Annotated in this window: 14 protein-coding genes; 8 read left to right on the top strand and 6 right to left on the bottom strand. The window is 38.4% G+C overall.

The genetic code is table 11. The features are described from left to right. The first annotated feature begins 423 nt into the window (after positions 1 to 423). Both C3F34_RS00550 and C3F34_RS00545 read left to right on the top strand, forming a co-directional pair. Positions 424 to 894, top strand: coding sequence for a hemerythrin domain-containing protein (locus tag C3F34_RS00550; protein ID WP_104440827.1), 471 nt, complete (start codon positions 424 to 426; stop codon positions 892 to 894). 378 nt (positions 895 to 1,272) lie between these two features. Beyond that, entirely contained in the window at positions 1,273 to 1,836 is a 564-nt protein-coding gene (locus tag C3F34_RS00545; RefSeq protein WP_104440826.1) for a M23 family metallopeptidase, read from the top strand. A gap of 409 nt (positions 1,837 to 2,245) precedes the next feature. On the opposite strand, the gene C3F34_RS00540 is transcribed toward C3F34_RS00545, so the two are convergent. Both C3F34_RS00540 and C3F34_RS00535 read right to left on the bottom strand, forming a co-directional pair. Further along, a complete protein-coding gene (locus C3F34_RS00540; RefSeq protein ID WP_213064790.1) occupies positions 2,246 to 3,445 on the bottom strand; it encodes a YbfB/YjiJ family MFS transporter in 1,200 nt (399 codons plus the stop codon). A gap of 119 nt (positions 3,446 to 3,564) precedes the next feature. Beyond that, positions 3,565 to 4,155, bottom strand: a complete 591-nt coding sequence (locus C3F34_RS00535; protein ID WP_104440824.1) for a flavin reductase family protein — start codon at positions 4,153 to 4,155, stop codon at positions 3,565 to 3,567. 157 nt (positions 4,156 to 4,312) lie between these two features. Between C3F34_RS00535 and C3F34_RS00530 the strand changes: the two genes are divergently transcribed. The 4 genes from C3F34_RS00530 (at position 4,313) to C3F34_RS00515 (ending at position 10,041) form a co-directional block, all read left to right on the top strand. Beyond that, on the top strand, positions 4,313 to 5,701 hold the full coding sequence (locus C3F34_RS00530; RefSeq protein WP_104440823.1) for an L-cystine transporter: 1,389 nt from the start codon (positions 4,313 to 4,315) through the stop codon (positions 5,699 to 5,701). A gap of 156 nt (positions 5,702 to 5,857) precedes the next feature. After that, on the top strand, positions 5,858 to 6,682 hold the full coding sequence (locus C3F34_RS00525; RefSeq protein ID WP_016167501.1) for a PhzF family phenazine biosynthesis protein: 825 nt from the start codon (positions 5,858 to 5,860) through the stop codon (positions 6,680 to 6,682). 129 nt (positions 6,683 to 6,811) lie between these two features. Next, positions 6,812 to 9,577, top strand: coding sequence for a M16 family metallopeptidase (locus C3F34_RS00520; RefSeq protein WP_104440822.1), 2,766 nt, complete (start codon positions 6,812 to 6,814; stop codon positions 9,575 to 9,577). Between the two features lie 152 nt (positions 9,578 to 9,729). Continuing rightward, a complete protein-coding gene (locus C3F34_RS00515; RefSeq protein WP_104440821.1) occupies positions 9,730 to 10,041 on the top strand; it encodes a hypothetical protein in 312 nt (103 codons plus the stop codon). A 55-nt stretch (positions 10,042 to 10,096) separates the two neighbouring features. Here C3F34_RS00515 and C3F34_RS00510 read toward each other — a convergent pair whose 3' ends face one another. Beyond that, complete coding sequence (locus C3F34_RS00510) at positions 10,097 to 10,486, bottom strand: DUF3144 domain-containing protein (RefSeq protein ID WP_044739455.1); 390 nt, start codon at positions 10,484 to 10,486, stop codon at positions 10,097 to 10,099. A 109-nt stretch (positions 10,487 to 10,595) separates the two neighbouring features. Between C3F34_RS00510 and C3F34_RS00505 the strand changes: the two genes are divergently transcribed. After that, a complete protein-coding gene (locus C3F34_RS00505) occupies positions 10,596 to 11,228 on the top strand; it encodes a hypothetical protein (RefSeq protein ID WP_104440820.1) in 633 nt (210 codons plus the stop codon). 7 nt (positions 11,229 to 11,235) lie between these two features. Here the strand turns inward: C3F34_RS00505 and C3F34_RS00500 are convergent, their stop codons facing one another. Both C3F34_RS00500 and C3F34_RS00495 read right to left on the bottom strand, forming a co-directional pair. Next, complete coding sequence (locus C3F34_RS00500; RefSeq protein WP_104440819.1) at positions 11,236 to 12,696, bottom strand: CHAD domain-containing protein; 1,461 nt, start codon at positions 12,694 to 12,696, stop codon at positions 11,236 to 11,238. Positions 12,697 to 12,872: 176 nt separating this feature from the next. Next, positions 12,873 to 14,336 carry an inorganic triphosphatase gene (locus C3F34_RS00495; RefSeq protein WP_104440818.1) on the bottom strand — a complete coding sequence of 488 codons (1,464 nt, stop codon included), beginning with the start codon at positions 14,334 to 14,336 and terminating at the stop codon, positions 12,873 to 12,875. A 367-nt stretch (positions 14,337 to 14,703) separates the two neighbouring features. Between C3F34_RS00495 and C3F34_RS00490 the strand changes: the two genes are divergently transcribed. Then, positions 14,704 to 15,078 carry a DUF962 domain-containing protein gene (locus C3F34_RS00490; protein ID WP_104442270.1) on the top strand — a complete coding sequence of 125 codons (375 nt, stop codon included), beginning with the start codon at positions 14,704 to 14,706 and terminating at the stop codon, positions 15,076 to 15,078. A gap of 506 nt (positions 15,079 to 15,584) precedes the next feature. On the opposite strand, the gene gloB is transcribed toward C3F34_RS00490, so the two are convergent. Beyond that, positions 15,585 to 16,316 (bottom strand): hydroxyacylglutathione hydrolase, encoded by a 732-nt coding sequence (gloB, locus tag C3F34_RS00485; protein ID WP_044739459.1) that lies wholly within the window; start codon positions 16,314 to 16,316, stop codon positions 15,585 to 15,587.

The raw sequence follows: 16,316 nt of genomic DNA, 5'->3' as shown, positions 1-16,316 counted from the left end.
CCATTTCACAGTGAAGTATTTTATTCAGCTAAGGCTCTGGCTCTAGAATTATGGGGTAGTTTTTTGATTTATTTTGTACAACTAGCATTTTATACGCTGTAGTTCTATAGAGATTGATTGTGCAGCTCTTCTTTGAGAAGGGGGCGAAATCTTCTTGTACAATTGTTTTAAATACAGGGTAAGTGACTTATTACTTTTCATTTTTTGTCTGCAACAAAGTCTTAACATTTAGCAAATTGAGCTATAGTTGCATCTGCGGTTATTTAATTCTTTTAGATTAACGATGAATAACAGTAAAAACACAATTTGAAAAAATAGTAATGCATTGTGCTTAAAAATAAAACAGTTTGTGAACAGACCATGTTTTGTGAAATGTTCATAGTAGGTGCATATCCATAAAATGAATTTTGAGGATTCACCCCGATGACAAATACAACAATTTTTGAAGCATTAAGACAAAGCCACGATAAGCAAAGAATGTTATCCGAACAATTAATTCAGACTTCGGGAGACACTGAAGAAAGACATGAATTATTCGATGAATTAAAAAATGAATTATTTGCACATTCAGTCGCAGAAGATAGATATCTTTATATTCCACTGATGATGACCGATTCGGGTCTTAACATCACCCGTCATGCATTAGCAGAACATCACGAGATGGATGAGTTGTTAGAGCAATTGAGCGAAACTGAGTTTAGCCATCCGAGTTGGTTGGTAATTGCAAAAAAATTATCTGAAAAAGTCCACCATCATTTAAATGAAGAGGAACATGGCTTTTTTCAACAAGCAGGGAAAATTTTAGCTGAACAGCAAAAAACACAATTGGCTGAGCAATATTTGAAAGAATATAATAAATATTTGAGTAAGGAAAAAGATAGTCTAACCAGTTGATGTGGGAGTGAATTTGTAGAAATTGGCTCTATACGACAATTGATTAAAAAAAAGGGATCTTTTAACAAATATTTTAAATATATCTTTAACCAAAGTATTGTAAATAGTTCTCAGTTTTGGCAGTATTAGCACAAGATTTAAAGCTGATAGTTCCCTGACTTGTTTTAAATTTTTAAAAGCCTACATGACTCATTTGTAGGCTTTTTTTTTGCTCGAAAATTATGTTTTATAAATTTAGCGTGCAGTTTGGTCTCATCATAAAGTGACTTTAGCTATTCTTTAAGATTCTAGGTAATTTACAAGATAACCAAAATACCATTGGGAATTGTAGGACGCACCGTTAGAATTGAGTTAATTTAAAAAATTCAAATTATTAGAATGAAGTCTCAACATCGAAGCATTAGAACTTTAGCGATATTTCTGCCTCTTAGTTGGATGTTATTGGCATGTAAACCACCTGTTTCAGGTGAGTCGACGGGTTGGAAATACCCTATTTTGCAGTTTCAATTGGCTCGTCAAAATCTCTCGACGCAATTACCTATGCCTGTTAAAGGCATTACCTCAACACAAATAAATGATACATGGGGTGCTGCAAGAGGTCAGAATCGTAAACATGAAGGTATCGATATTTTTGCGAAACGAGGCACTGAAATATTGAGTACAACGCAAGGAATCGTTGCTAAAGTTGGTTTAGACAGCTTAGGTGGCAAAGTTGTGTGGGTGGTAGGGCCAGATTTAAGTCGGCATTATTATGCACATTTGGAGGCTTATGCTCTGCATTTAGACGTCGGTGATTGGGTAGAGCAAGGGGCAGTACTGGGTTATGTGGGAAATACGGGTAATGCCAAAAATACACCGCCACATTTACATTATGGGATTTATTTTACTGGACAAGGGGCGGTGAATCCCTATCCATACTTAAGTCATAAAAAGGGTTTATAAAGGGATAAGTTGCCCAGCCTAGTTGGGCAAATTAAAGAAATGTTCAAATTGTTTCAGTGAAAAGGTCGCAAAATTTTTAAGTGCTTACAGAATAAAAGAGTTTAAATCTATTTTGTTGATTTTTATACTTTCTAAAAATCATTTAGAAAGTTTATGTTTTGATTATTGAGCAAAAAGCCTTAATCAAATTTGGCGCTATAAACACGGTGCTGGCGCGTTAAATTAAGAGATTTTTTAATCATGAAAACAATAGATTAGAACTTGTATCGTCACTAAGGTTTTATAACATTTTGGCTTTAGTTGCTAAGCTTAGTCGTGGATAAAGATTAGGATTGACTCAAAAGGAGTTATAAAATGTTATCTCCAAGATTGGTTCAGTCCGAGGAGTTGGAATTCAATATTTGCCCGCCTAATCTGCTATTTGTTTACAGTTATGATTATTTTTTGCATGTGGGCGAGTAAACCAGAACAATTGCAAGGTGCCGAGCAATAGCACTGCGGAGGCTATGCTAAATTGTTGATGATAAGACACACCAAAATGCTGCAAAGTGCTAAAACTAATCCCACCGAGTAACTGAATAGTGGCAAAGCTGAGCGTTGCCATACTCCATAATTTTTTATATGCCAGACCGTACAATTGCAAAATGGTATAGGAGGTTAGGAAAACCACGGCAGGGTTAAGTAAACCTGTGAGGAAAGAAGATATAAAGGTAAAAATAGGCGAGAAGCTAAGTACAGCGATTAAAACTGCAAAAATGTAGATGCTGTATAACACTTTAAGCGTGGCAAAATTCCCAAGTCTACGCGCCAAGACGTATGCACTATACGCTCCTAAAGCACTGCCCAGACCGTATAGAATCCAATTGAAATTAATCCAGAACAAATTCAAAACCAATACATGGCTCAAGTAATCAATCCAGAATAAAGAATGGGGAATATAGGCAAATGCACTACAGGCATAAGCAATTAATAAGCTGTAGTAAATGAAACCGACTCGATCTGATTGGGATTGTGTTGCTGGAATAGCTTGGAGTTGGGCTTGAAATGGACGTACCAGAAACCAGAGTAATGCACTTATGCCAAAGGCGAAAGCACATAAGATCAACCACGCAGTAGAAATTGCAATTCGGTCAAGATAAGGCATAAACAGCGTGGCGCATAAAACCCCCAAGCCAATACCACTAAAACCAATAAAGTTGATTTTAAAGCGATGTTGTAAATCGCTACATTGAGCGACCACACTTGGAGATAGAATCATCAGTAAGCCGCCGCTGATGCCTGAAATAAAGCGCCATATTAAATACCAAATTTCTGAAAAACTGGAAAAGGCGCAAGCAAACAGACTGATTGAACCCACAAAAGCAGCGCTAATGATATAGATTGACATTTTAGGATTCTGTGGGATTTTCATTGCCCAGTAGGCACCGACTAAATAGCCCAAAAGATTAGCACTGCCTAAAATACTGGCAAAGTTATGACTCCATTCATAGGCTTCACGTGTTGAAGGCAATAAAGCGGTATAGGAAAAGCGCAAAATGCCGATGCCCAAGCACATACTCAAACAAAGAAATACGCTGAGTTTGATGGTATTTGAGAACGCCCTGTTCATATAATTTGACTAATTGTTTAAAAAATATACTTGAACTATAAGGTGAAAAATCTAGAAAAACAATCGCTGATGTTTCACCTTTAGTCGAGCATCATTCAAGGTTGGGGGAGATTAAAGCCTTAAATTTTGTTGGCATCAACAGCATCACCTATGGTGTAGTAATGACCTCCCGCAACATGATGTAAACTTTTCCATGATGGATCGGCTTCATGGTAATACCAATGTCCATCACGAAACACGCGATCATCTGCATAGGCTGCAATGACTTTTCCTATAAATAGATCATGTGCTTGCTGATTATGCGGTTCAGGAATTAACTCACAAATCAGCCAAGCAGCACAACCTTCTACCATAGGTAAGTTAAAACCATCAAAGTGAAAAAGTGGAGTATGACAATGCTCAAGTTTAGCTGGGTCATCAAACTGGCTGATAGAACCTAAGGCTTGTACCAACTCAATTTGCTTTAAGGTGGGAACTTGTAAGGCAAAATAACCCGATTGTTCAGTTAATTTTCTGGTTTTGGTGCTTTTATCCAGTACGACAGATACTTTGGCTGGAACCAATTCTAGCGCACATGCCCAAGCAGCAGTCATAACATTGGCTTCTTGTTCATGTTGTGCAGATACCAATACGGTTGGGCCATGATTGAGTAAACGATACGCCTTTGCCAGTTCGACAGGTTGCATGTGTGGATTTAACAGCTCAGCCATATTTAGATTCAATAAGATTATTTTCTTGGACATATCATAACTCTGATTGTTGCAGGAGTAGTCTAAATTTGAACACTTGGTAAGTCTGTACTGGTAAAGCCAAAAGTCGAATTGAATTTTGATTTATAATAGGGATTACATTATTTAGGGAAAAAACATGAATATGCCCTTAATCATCAATGTCATCCTCTTTGTGGCATTGCTGTTCTTATTAAGTCGGACACGTCATACCGATTGGAGCCTTGCCAAAAAGGTGCTTGCTGGTCTCTGCTTGGGGGTAGTTTTCGGTTTACTCTTGCACGTGGTATATGGCACAGGTTCAACCGTGCTGCAAGAGTCAGTGCAATGGTTCAACTTGGTGGGTAAAGGCTACGTCAAACTGTTGCAAATGGTGGTCATGCCGTTGGTCTTCGTTTCCATTTTAGGCGCGGTGATTAAGCTGCATGATGCAGGTTCGCTGGGCAAGATCAGTTTTATTAGTATCGGTACCTTATTGGTCACAACAGCGATTGCAGCTTTTGTGGGTGTGATGGTGACCAATGCTTTTGGTTTGACTGCGGCAGGTTTGGTTCAGGGGGCGCAAGAAACTGAACGTCTGAATGCCATTCAGACCGACTATGTGGGGCAAGTGACAGATTTACAAGTTCCAGATCTGTTTCTCTCTTTTATTCCCACTAATCCTTTTGCTGAACTCACTGGTGCTCACCCGACTTCAATTATTAGTGTGGTGATTTTTGCTGTATTCCTAGGTATAGCTGGCTTGAACTTAATTAAGGCGGATGCAGAGAAAGGGCAAAAACTGCTTGCTGCGATTGAAATTATGCAAGCATGGGTGATGAAATTAGTCCGCTTAATTATGACGCTTACGCCTTATGGTGTATTTGCCTTAATGACCAATATTGTGGCGAATTCAAAATTGGCGGACATTCTGAACTTGGGTGGCTTCCTTGTCGCATCTTATATTGGGCTGGGCATTATGTTTGCTGTACATGCACTCATTTTGTTGCTTACAGGTGTCAATCCAGTTCAATTCTTTAAAAAGGTTTGGCCTGTATTAACTTTTGCTTTTACTAGTCGCTCTAGTGCAGCCAGTATTCCATTAAATATTGAAGCGCAAACGCGTCGTTTGGGTGTGCCTGAATCCATTGCCAGCTTCTCGGCCTCTTTTGGGACGACCATTGGTCAAAACGGTTGTGCGGGTTTATATCCTGCCATGTTGGCGGTGATGGTAGCACCAACCGTTGGGATTAACCCATTAGATCCAATCTGGATTCTGACTTTAGTCTGTGTTGTAACGCTCAGTTCTGTTGGTGTTGCAGGTGTTGGTGGTGGTGCGACTTTTGCTGCCTTAATTGTATTGCCGATGTTGGGCTTACCCGTGACCTTAGTGGCGCTACTCATTTCGATTGAACCTTTGATTGATATGGGACGTACGGCATTGAATGTGAATGGTTCAATGACTGCCGGAATGGTCACCAGTCAAGTCTTAGGGCAAACTGATCAAACCATTTTTAAACAAGAAAATGTTGATTTAACCGAGAATTAATTTCGCCGTTACGTCATAAATAGGAAAGTCAGTATTTTGGATATTGGCTTTCTTTTTTTGTGTCAGGCAACAATTGTATCCATAAATCAAATAAATTTGTATCTGTTATTGTTTGCCTGTAACGGCATAATCATAATGAAACAATGGAGACAAATCATGAAAATGTATCAAGTCGATGCTTTTAGCAATGCATTATTTAAGGGGAATCCTGCGGCAGTAATTGTGACTGAACAATGGTTAGATGAAGTACTCATGCAAAATATTGCTTTGGAAAATAATCTGTCTGAAACTGCATTTGTAAAAAAGATTGATGCCGAACATTTTGAAATTCGTTGGTTTACACCTACAGCAGAAGTTGATTTTTGTGGGCATGCAACTTTAGCCAGCAGTTTTGTGCTATTTAAAGATTTTACTCCAGCCAAAACCATTCATTTCCATGTGAAAAAATTGGGTGTTTTTGTTGTGAGTCAGGCGGACGATGGAAAAATTTGTATGAATTTCCCAATCCGCCGTGCTGAAAAAGTAGAAGATTATCCTGAACTTTTAACTCAGGCACTGAGTAAGCCATTTAAAAATGTGTATCTGAATCAACAGGCTTTTATTGTTGAGTATGAAAGTGTGCAAGACGTTTTGGATGAGCAACCCAACTTAGAACTGTTAAAGCAATTGGGTTCTTTACGTACTGCTATTACCGCACATAGTTCAAGTGTAGATGTTGCTATTACTGCTTCAAATGCAGAGTATGATTGTGTGTCACGTTATTTTGCCCCTGCAATAGGCATCAATGAAGACCCTGTTACAGGTTCTATTCACACTGCGATAGCGCCATTGTGGGCAGAACGATTAAACAAAACAGAGTTGATTGCATATCAAGCCTCTGCGCGAGGTGGCGAATTGTATTGCAAAATTCTAGATCAGGAGCGGATTGAAATTTCGGGCTATGGCAAACTTTATATGCAGGCAGAGTTGTTCTTAGATTAAACATATTCGAACAAAGCAACGCTCAAAACTGAGGGTTGTTTTGCAAAACTTAACTATAAATCCCATTTTTGATTCCGTAAGATAGGCAGCTTATAAAATATTTATATGACTGAATATATTGGAATTAACATGTTAATGCGGTTGAAAAAACTTACTTTCTCTCTGTTTTTTGTTGGTTTAAGTTCGGCTGCTTGGGCACAGCCAGTTTTGGTCAAATCAGATCATCAAATTGAAGAATATAAATTAGATAACGGTTTTCGGGTGATTTTGGCACCGAATGATAAAGAAAATAAAGTCTATATGAGCACCATATATCTGACAGGCTCATTGAATGATCCGCAAGGTAAAGGGGGGCTAGCACATTTGTTAGAACACCTTGCTTTTAAGGGGACACAAAATGTCAAAGGTGAAGAATTCCAGCGTAGATTGGATCAATACACTTTAATGACCAATGCCAGTACTGACTATTATTCGACTCGCTATATTAATGTCGTGCGTCCTGAACAAACCGCTTTGAATGAAATCTTGCATTTAGAAGCCGAGCGTATGGATAAATTAGTGCTGCAAGAGAAGTTTGTTCCTTCTGAAATTGCCATTGTGAAACGTGAGCGGGAAGTACGTCTGGATCAGCCTTTTGCCGTATTGATGGATCAGATGTGGAAATCGGCTTATGGCAACCAGTATTTAGGACGTTTACCCATTGGTGATTTAAAAGAATTGCAGTCCATCAAAATGAATGAACTAAACCAGTTTTATCGTACGTGGTATGCACCGAATAATGCAGCAATGGTGATTGCAGGTAAATTCGATAAAGGGCAAGTGTTGAAACAGATTGATCAGCAGTTTAGTTCAATTCCTGCACGTCAGATTCCTGCTCAGGTTCAAGTACCGCAGTTGGATGCAAGTAAAATTAAACAGCGTGAATTTACTGTGGCAAAGGGCAGTGATTTAGCCAAGTTCAATATTTACTTGAATGGAAAAAATGAACAGATCAAACCCGCTTTAGCTTTGTCACCGCTCTTATATACCATGCAGCCGAGCGGGCATTTGTATCAAAGTATGGTGGAAACTGGCACCAGTACTATGGTGCAGGCAACCACATGGCTAGATCGTGATTTTAACTTGGTGTTTATGGGCGCAATTTATGCACCGAATCATAATGCTGAGCAGGTCGATCAAGCGCTCGATCAAGGGATAGAAAAAACGCAAGATTTTAATGAAACAGAATTAAATCGCGTGAAAAGTCTCATTCAAAATCAGGCGGACAGCATTCAAAGTAACTCTGCTGCATTGGGTTCACGTCTAGCGGATTATTTTGTAGCGAGTCAGGGGCGTTGGGATCAGTATTATGTCGATCTGAATAATATTCAAAACCTCAGTTTAAATGAGGTCAATCAGACCTTAAACCAGTTCTTGGTGAAAGAGCATCGTATTACAGGTGATATTCAACCGACTCCTGAAGATCAGAAAAAAGCCAAGCAACAGCAGCAGGCAAAAGCGCCAAAGCAGACTTTAGAACAGCAAACGCAAGCCCAAGAGCCATTGAAAGATGTGAGTGTGTATCAACAAGAAGTAGCACAATATGTTGCAAGCTCTCAGCAATATTTGGAAAAGAACGAGAAGAATATTCAACGCGGTGTACTAAAGAACGGGATGAAATATGCACTTTATCCTGTTGCGACTCGTGACAATAAAACTTATGCCACCATTAATGTTGAGTTCGGTACAGCCCAAAGTTTGATGAACAAAAGTGAAATTATTGATTTCACTTCTTATTTATTGCTACGTGCTTCAGATAAATACAGTCTGCAAGACATTGCCGATAAATCGATTGATGCAGGTGGTTCAGCAACAGCATCGTCTAATGGCAACGGTATGACCATTCAAATTGTGGCGAAAAATGAAAAATTTGAAGACTTCTTTAATTATATTGTAGAGGTCATGAAGAACCCGAAGTTTGAGCAGTCACAGTTTGATTTAATCAAGTCACAAACGTTGTCGAGCTTAAACCGTCCATATACGGAACCTGAAACGGTAGCAGCGTTGACGATTGCACGTTTAATCGAAATTTATCCGCAAGGAGATTTGCGCTATCACTTCGAACCTGAATATGCCAAGAAGCAATACCAAGCTTCTACCAATGAGCAAGTGAAGCAGTTGTATCAACAATTTTTTGCCATGAATAATGCACAAATTGCGATTACAGGTGAGTTCAATGCGAAGAAAATGTTGCGCAAAGTAAAGCAGCAGTTTGGTAATTGGAAAGGGACTCAAGCTTATACACAACTGACTTCTGAATATACCCCGTATAAAGCGCAGAAGAAGCATGTGCTGTCTGAACAACGTGAGTTTGGTAGTTATCAGAGCTTACTCACTTTCCCGCTAGGCGAGGATCACCCTGATGCTCCAGCGATGCTGGTTTTTAGTTACATTCTTGGAGATTCTCAGCTCTCTTCACGTTTAGCACAAGAATTACGTGAGAAGAATGCTTTGGTGTATGGTTTTAGCAGTGAAATTCAATTGGATGATTGGGTCAATTCAGGAGCACTGAGCATTGATGCCAATTACACCGCAGGTAAAGCCGAGCAAGTGTCGCAGGCTGTGCATAAGGTTTTACAAGAACTGTTAGATCATGGTGTAACTGAACAAGAGTTAGAAGCTGCTAAAGCCGATATTCTAAAAAACCGCGTAACGGCTTTGGAAGATGAACGCAATATTCATCAAATGTTAACTTCACAGTTGGAACGAAACCGTGATTTGTTGTTCCGTAAAAAGCGTGATCAAGCGATTGCTAACTTGACCAAAGCAGATGTAGACCAAGCCATCAAAAAATACATTCATCTTGATCAATTGGTTGAAGTGATGGCTGATCAATATGGACAGCCGAATGACTAAACTTTAAGGTTTTAATCCACTTAAAAACTTCTATAAAAAGTCACATTTTTGTGGCTTTTTATTTTAAAACTTGAAGTTAAATTGAACAGATGATAAAAAACTTTATATAACTTCTTAATAATGAAAACATCATTTTGATTGAGTCTATCTATATGAAGAAAATTCTAAAAATTTCTGGTTATCTTCTTTTTGTATTTGTCATCGGTACTTCATATGCTACAGCAGCAACTGAAACGCGCACCATCCGTACTGAAAACGGGCAATTGGTATCTCTTGGTGATAGCTATATTCAACTGGTACAGAATATGCAGCAATCGCCAATCTCAGTGCGAAATTACGAGTGGAAAGAAGGCAAAAAGCAGCTTACTGCATCGGACCATGTGTATTTGGTGGGGAATGCTTATTACACTGTTACCATTGTCGATAACGTCATTAAAAAAATCGTGTGGGATCGTAAAATTTAAGTCATAAAAAAGCCCTGAGTCTAAAAACTGAGGGCTTTTTTATTACACCATGAAATTAATGGTCATGATCATGCTTGTTGGCATGGAATTCTTCATTATGACGGAAACGTAAATAGTTCTCGAACTGTTCGCAGTATTCGTCATAGTTATCTTCTAACATCATTTGGAATTGCTGAAGGATATAAGACATCACCTGCTCTTTGGCATCACGCATTTCGTTGCCATCTTTGAAATTATTGGCTGCAACCCAAGTATTAAAACGTGCTGTTGCAAACAGCATAGATGCACTGACTTGACCACGAATTTCATTGGGCTTGACTTGTTGTCCTTTGGCTGGGCGACAAAATTCATTGGCATGTTTAATAAATTCATCTGCACGTTCAAAAAAAGCAGCATTCAAAGCTTCTTCTTCGGTAACATCGGTAGCGTCAATCTTTTGAACCATGACTGTTCCTAGCTAAAATTTCATTCTGCATTATAGGCAAAGCCTTGCAGAAACAAAACCATTGACTTAATCTAAAAATAGCCTAAGCATTATAAAAATGGAACACGTTATGTCAGATGCTATTGCAATTCAAAATCTTAAACATGATATTGCACTTTTGCGCCAACAAATTTGGCCACCACAAACTTTGGCAAATGTCGAAGGATTACCCATTTATTATGGTTCGAAAGAAGATGTCGCACACTATTATCAGCAATGGCAAGATTTAATCGAGCGTGCACAACTGTTGAGCCAACCTTTTTTAAGTGATGAAATGGTTGATGCGATTCATTTACCCAGTCATTTGAATTTGCCGTTGTTTTATTTTCATGTAGATCGGATTCGAATTAATAAAACACGAGCTAAAGAGTCGAAGACTTTCAGGGGGATCGCCAGTTTATTAGATAAATGTGGAGAATATTCCGCAGAGCAGGTTACAGCGATGCAAGTCTGGTTAAATAGTGATGATCAGGCAGCACTGGTCGCACACCGAGAATTCATTGACCTTAGAACTTATGTGTTTCAGCATGGACAAAGTGAATATACGCGTACCCGATTTTATGTGAATGGTATTGTGTTAAGTACTGAAGAACATTTTAAGTTGGTGGATGCACGCGATAAGCCACGTAAGCAACGCAGTGATAGCTATAGTGATCCACTTGCAGACAATGACGTCTGGAAAGTCTTTGGAAAATACCGCTAAGTTGTTCTCAAGACCAGAACGGTTTAATTTTCTTGAAGGCTTTGAGTTGCTTGTCGATGTGTTTGAGTTGTTGCTTTTCCTGTTGATTGAGCCAGTCTATCGCACAGTGAATTTCTTCATTTTCAGGCAGTTCATGGAAGAATTGCTCAGCAACCAAAAGATCGTTGTATTGCCCCAAAAGCTCTTGAATCGGTTTAATTGCTTTGAGGTAATCTTTCACTGCTTTATTGCTGTATAGGCTACGCACAAACTCAATGTTGTAACGTAAATGTTTAAAGCATTTACGGAGTTTGTGCTTTTCTTCATCTTCTAGTTGTGAAAAATGTCCAATGTCATCAGCAATACGCTGATGGGTTTTCTTTAAATTTTTCTCAGCATATTTTAAAAATGGTTTTTTCTTTTTATTTTTGGGGCTTAGTTCTGAAGTCATATAGTTCATCAGTTCTAATATTAATTGATTGGTTTCGGTGGACTGGAAAATCCACATCACCTGATTGTGATAACTCTCGGCAGTTGGAATTTCCAAGTGTGAGCAGCCTGCTTGCTGTAACTGAGGCAGAAGGGTTTCACGAATGGCATCGGTATCACGTGCATTGCCTAAAGATTGAAAGATAATACGGAGCTGAGCTGCCCAGTGTGGAGAGATGTCATCTACCAAGTTGGCATAACTTTTTAAAGCACTACGCATACGCCGTATTGCGACACGTGCCTGATGTATATGTTCGCTATTATAAAAGCCACTGGCGAGGGCAGTCGCATTTGGCAAGAGATGCTTAAAGGTATTATTTAAGATCGCATGTACAGCGGCATTCGATGTCATGGCTTGATCTAAAACGACAGGCTCCGCATATTGTGGCAGTAACATATCCTGTTGTTGTAGATGTAAATCCCCTCGTTGTGATTTACTTCGTGTGTCTAGCCAGAGTTGATATTTATTCATCCATGGCTCTATGCAGCGAATTAAGTCATGAATGGAACCTTGTACCAGTTCAAATTCAAGTTCAAATATTCTTAATTTTTCTTGTTGAAAGACCAAGTGTCCAATGTCGAGGCAAACTTCAATTTCAGACTGATTAAACAGCAGAATTTTTGATATTCGTTCAACATCGGTAGAAAATTTGATTTTAAAATTTTGAGATGCATCTTCAGTGGTGAAAAGAGCAGGTAGTTCGTCTATATGATCCTGATACAAAGCTAAATTAAGTTTAGGTTGTTTTTTCTTACCGAGGTCAGATTCAAATTCAAAACGCTCGATATGTTGCTCGGTTTTGTATTTTAAGGTTTGAATCCAATGTCCTTGTTCTAAGCGTAATCGTAGGGCAATCGACTGTTGTGCCAATTGAAAATCGGGAGTGTCGTAATAGTGGGCGAGTAGGGGTTGCTTATATATCTTAGAGGCACAGAAGTCTTGATAAATCATGTCCTGAAAAGCATCTGGAATCTGAAATTTGAGTTCAATTTCTGACATGTTCTAGCCCTCGCACTGGAGTTTTTAAAATTATTTTAATGGCGCTAAATTTATATCTTGGCTAAAGTGACTGAAGAAGTCCAGTAAAAATATAATTTGTCTATTTTTAGAAGTAGAAATGAAGTACATCCACAAGCTTTGCCCGTGGATGTTGGTCTGTTTGTATGTCTAAGGGCTTAGAATTTAAGGAACTTACGACTTACCATAAATTGTTCAGTCGCATCTAAAAGCGCTTGAGCGTACACTTCTTGTTTGGCAGTTAACCAACCTAAAACAAACCAGTCGCTTGCCTCTAATTCGGTTTGCTGTATATAGGCAGCAGATGAACTGAGCGTCAAGTATTCTTCAGCAGCTTGGTGTGCTTCATTTAATGCTTTGCTATATTTTTGCAGGTTTTTTACATCATAAATTGAAGTAAGAATTGGGAAGCTGAATTTGAGTTCGCGAATGCGTTGAGAGAGCTGTTCTAAACTTTCAAAATTAGTAACGTCGGTTTCTGAAAGCTGCTCATGAATCTGTTTATACTGCTGTTGCAAGGTGTTCTGCGCGTAGCCTTTTAAATCTAACTCTTGCGTGGCAGTACTGCTTTGTAAGCTAAACATTAATAGCTCTAAAAAGTGATGTACATTCAGTGTTGAGCGCACTAAATTATTCAGCTTTTCTTGAGCATATAAAATATCTTTGGTTAGGCTTGCTGCTGTGGTTGGGTTTTGCAACAACGCTCCTAGGGTATTCTGCATGTGCTCAAGTTGTTGTAAGTTCTCAAAATGATGTTTAAATGCTGCCAATTGATAGGCCCATTTATCAGAAACATCCTTGCTCCACGTTTTAAATAAAGCTGAAGTTAAATAGAGATGATCCAACGCTACATAGGCTTGCTCAAGATGTTCTTTTTCTGCAACCCCTGCGGAGATAGCTGCAATATTTGGCAATAAGTGCTGCAACTGTTGTGCGATGAGCGAACGGACATTGCAGTCGGCACTGTCTTTTTTCACCAGTTGAAATGCTTTGGCTTGCTTGGCTGGGCTCACTGCTTGCTGAGTTGAAAGTAAATGACCCATTTCAGCTTTACTACGAACATCTAACCACAATTGGTATTTTTTTACCCATTCAAAACTAAAGGCAAGCAAAGACTGAATAGAACCTTGTTTGAGTTCAAACTCAACTTCGTGAACTTCTCTTTCTTCAGTTTCAGTGGCTAAGCGGCCAATATCGAGGCTGACTTCAATTTCTGCATCTTCGAAGTGAATCACACGATAAGTGCGCTGAATATCAGACTCAAATTGTAATTTTAATGAAGCAAACTGATCACCCAAAGCATTTTGCAAAATGGCTAATGCTTCAGGTTCATGTTGATAAATCGTTAAATCTAAAGCAGGAGCATGTTCAGAAATACCAAAATCATGATTATGTTCAAAGCGGTGCAAATGGCTTTTTCCCGCTGCTTTTAAGGTTTGAACCCAATGCTCACCTTCAAGGCGTAAGCGTAGGGCAACACCATGTTGTGAAAGTAATTTATCTGGCGTGTCAAAGTATTTGGCTTTCAGATGAATCAAATTTGATTTTTTGGGGTCTAAGGCTTTAAGGAGCATTGTTCTTTTTGCTGTAGGAATTTGAAATTTTAATTCAACTTCAATCATAAATTTGCCTTAGATTACGGTTCAAAAAAGGGAACAGCTTTTATTAAAAACTGGTGTGACTCTTTGGTATTAAATTTTAGCTTAAAAATTCTATGCTGTACGCGTTGATGAGAGAAATTATCGACAGTTAACTATGCCAAAAGGAGGCAACAAAAGACAGCCATTAAAAATCCAAGGGTTATTACATTTTTAAATGTACAGACAGAAAGATTGTCGGATTTGTAATGAAATAGCAATGATAAAATGAGGTTTGCCAATTTTTCAGCAGGAACATGAGCAAAAAGTAATTGACCAATTGAATATTACGCCCAATGATATTGGTGCAAAATCAGAAAACATAATTCAAAACAATCAGGATGATTTGAATATGAATGCAAATGTTCAAGCAAATAGAAGTGTACAGCACCTTCAATCGCCGCAATTACCTATTCGAAATTATAATGAATTTTATCGTTTTTATTTAACCGAGCACCGTAATATCACCAGCAGACGCCTGCATGTGTTAGGAAGTGTCATCGGTGGATATTGGATAGCAAAAGCAATTCGCCATCGTAAACCTAAGTATGTTTTAGTGCCTGGTTATGCATGTGCATGGATTGGACACTTTGTCTATGAAAAGAATAAACCTGCGTCTTTCAAACAGCCTCTTTACAGTTTTATTTCAGATTGGCGTATGTTGTCTGATATTGTGCGAGGCAACTTGAGTCTAAAGCGTCGTTCATTAGATAAAATTCCAAGTTAATTTTTATCTTAATTAAAGTGCATTTGTCTAATAATATTCGGTTAAAAGTTTAATATAAGTATATGTTATAGATTACCTTTTATTATTCAATAAAGTATAAGTTTCAAACATTTTTAATAAAAATGGCTAGGATGTTCTATTCATCTGATGTAGTATGAGTAACAGATTCTCAGATGATCTTTTGTTTCATCAAGACACTGCAAGTTTCCAATGCCTAGAGTGACCTTTCTCTGGGCTTTTTTTATGTCGGATGTAAATAAGCTAACTCGATTAAAAGAATGGGATTATACATTGAAAGACTCTCTAATTTTTTGCCCACATTGCCCGTGTGGTTAGTGCAAAAAATTAGAGAGTCATGTTTATTTTCAGTTATTATTATAATTATTGAAAACAAACAAAATCTTTCGGTTTTATCGTTGTATTTTATTGCTTTTATGACTTTATTAAACCGTGATTTTGATACTTGCTCTATCCCCAGAACTAGGGATTTTTGTTAAATACAAAAATTAAAAGTTATCTTTTAATTCACGTAATTTTTGAAATTCTTCGACACTTTGTACTCTTAAAAAAGGATTGGTTTCGAGTTCAATGGCAATATTGCTAGGGAGTGTGGGTTGACCAAGCATCCGCAAGGCCTCAACTTGTTCAAAGCGTTGTTGAATTTCTAGATTATCGGGTTCTACATGTAGCGCAAATTTAGCATTGGAGAGCGTATATTCATGAGTGCAATACACTTGAGTTTGTGGGGGTAATGCCGCCAAACGATTTAAGGAGTGATACATTTGTTCAAATGTTCCCTCAAATACCCGACCACAGCCCATTGCAAACAAAGTATCCCCACAAAACACCAGGTCTAAAGCATCACTAAAATAAACGATATGTCCTAAAGTATGGCCAGGTACGGCAATCACATTAATACGGACATCATGGAAATTAAAATGGTCGCCATCCGTGAGGGGATGAGTAATAAACGGAATTTTGCTCAGCTCGTCTCTTGGGCCATAGACTGGAATGTTGCGATTGACCAATAGCGCTGCTACTCCGCCAATATGGTCTTTATGCCAATGCGTCAGCCAGATTTGCTTTAGGTGAAGTCGGTGTTCTTGACAATAATCCTCGACCAACTGTGCTTCGGTTGGGTCTACCGCAACCACTTCATGGTTTTCAGTGTGTTCAAGTAACCAAATATAGTTTTGTAATTGATTTTTTACATCAATGATATGGACTTGATAAGTCAT

The organism is Acinetobacter sp. ACNIH2 (assembly GCF_002934965.1).
GTDB lineage: Bacteria > Pseudomonadota > Gammaproteobacteria > Pseudomonadales > Moraxellaceae > Acinetobacter > Acinetobacter tandoii.
Note: the sequence above shows the minus strand (reverse complement) of the source record. Positions and strands in the feature narration are given on the sequence as shown.

Excerpts from the sequence above, each read along its gene's own strand:
- C3F34_RS00510 (WP_044739455.1), bottom strand. The coding sequence starts at position 10,486 with ATGGTTCAAAAGATTGACGCTACCGATGTTACCGAAGAAGAAGCTTTG.
- C3F34_RS00535 (WP_104440824.1), bottom strand. The coding sequence starts at position 4,155 with ATGGCTGAGCTGTTAAATCCACACATGCAACCTGTCGAACTGGCAAAG.
- C3F34_RS00500 (WP_104440819.1), bottom strand. The coding sequence starts at position 12,696 with ATGTCAGAAATTGAACTCAAATTTCAGATTCCAGATGCTTTTCAGGAC.
- C3F34_RS00545 (WP_104440826.1), top strand. The coding sequence starts at position 1,273 with ATGAAGTCTCAACATCGAAGCATTAGAACTTTAGCGATATTTCTGCCT.
- C3F34_RS00505 (WP_104440820.1), top strand. The coding sequence starts at position 10,596 with ATGTCAGATGCTATTGCAATTCAAAATCTTAAACATGATATTGCACTT.
- C3F34_RS00530 (WP_104440823.1), top strand. The coding sequence starts at position 4,313 with ATGAATATGCCCTTAATCATCAATGTCATCCTCTTTGTGGCATTGCTG.
- C3F34_RS00525 (WP_016167501.1), top strand. The coding sequence starts at position 5,858 with ATGAAAATGTATCAAGTCGATGCTTTTAGCAATGCATTATTTAAGGGG.
- C3F34_RS00520 (WP_104440822.1), top strand. The coding sequence starts at position 6,812 with ATGTTAATGCGGTTGAAAAAACTTACTTTCTCTCTGTTTTTTGTTGGT.
- C3F34_RS00540 (WP_213064790.1), bottom strand. The coding sequence starts at position 3,445 with ATGAACAGGGCGTTCTCAAATACCATCAAACTCAGCGTATTTCTTTGT.
- C3F34_RS00490 (WP_104442270.1), top strand. The coding sequence starts at position 14,704 with ATGAATGCAAATGTTCAAGCAAATAGAAGTGTACAGCACCTTCAATCG.
- C3F34_RS00550 (WP_104440827.1), top strand. The coding sequence starts at position 424 with ATGACAAATACAACAATTTTTGAAGCATTAAGACAAAGCCACGATAAG.
- C3F34_RS00515 (WP_104440821.1), top strand. The coding sequence starts at position 9,730 with ATGAAGAAAATTCTAAAAATTTCTGGTTATCTTCTTTTTGTATTTGTC.
- C3F34_RS00495 (WP_104440818.1), bottom strand. The coding sequence starts at position 14,336 with ATGATTGAAGTTGAATTAAAATTTCAAATTCCTACAGCAAAAAGAACA.
- gloB (WP_044739459.1), bottom strand. The coding sequence starts at position 16,316 with ATGACTTATCAAGTCCATATCATTGATGTAAAAAATCAATTACAAAAC.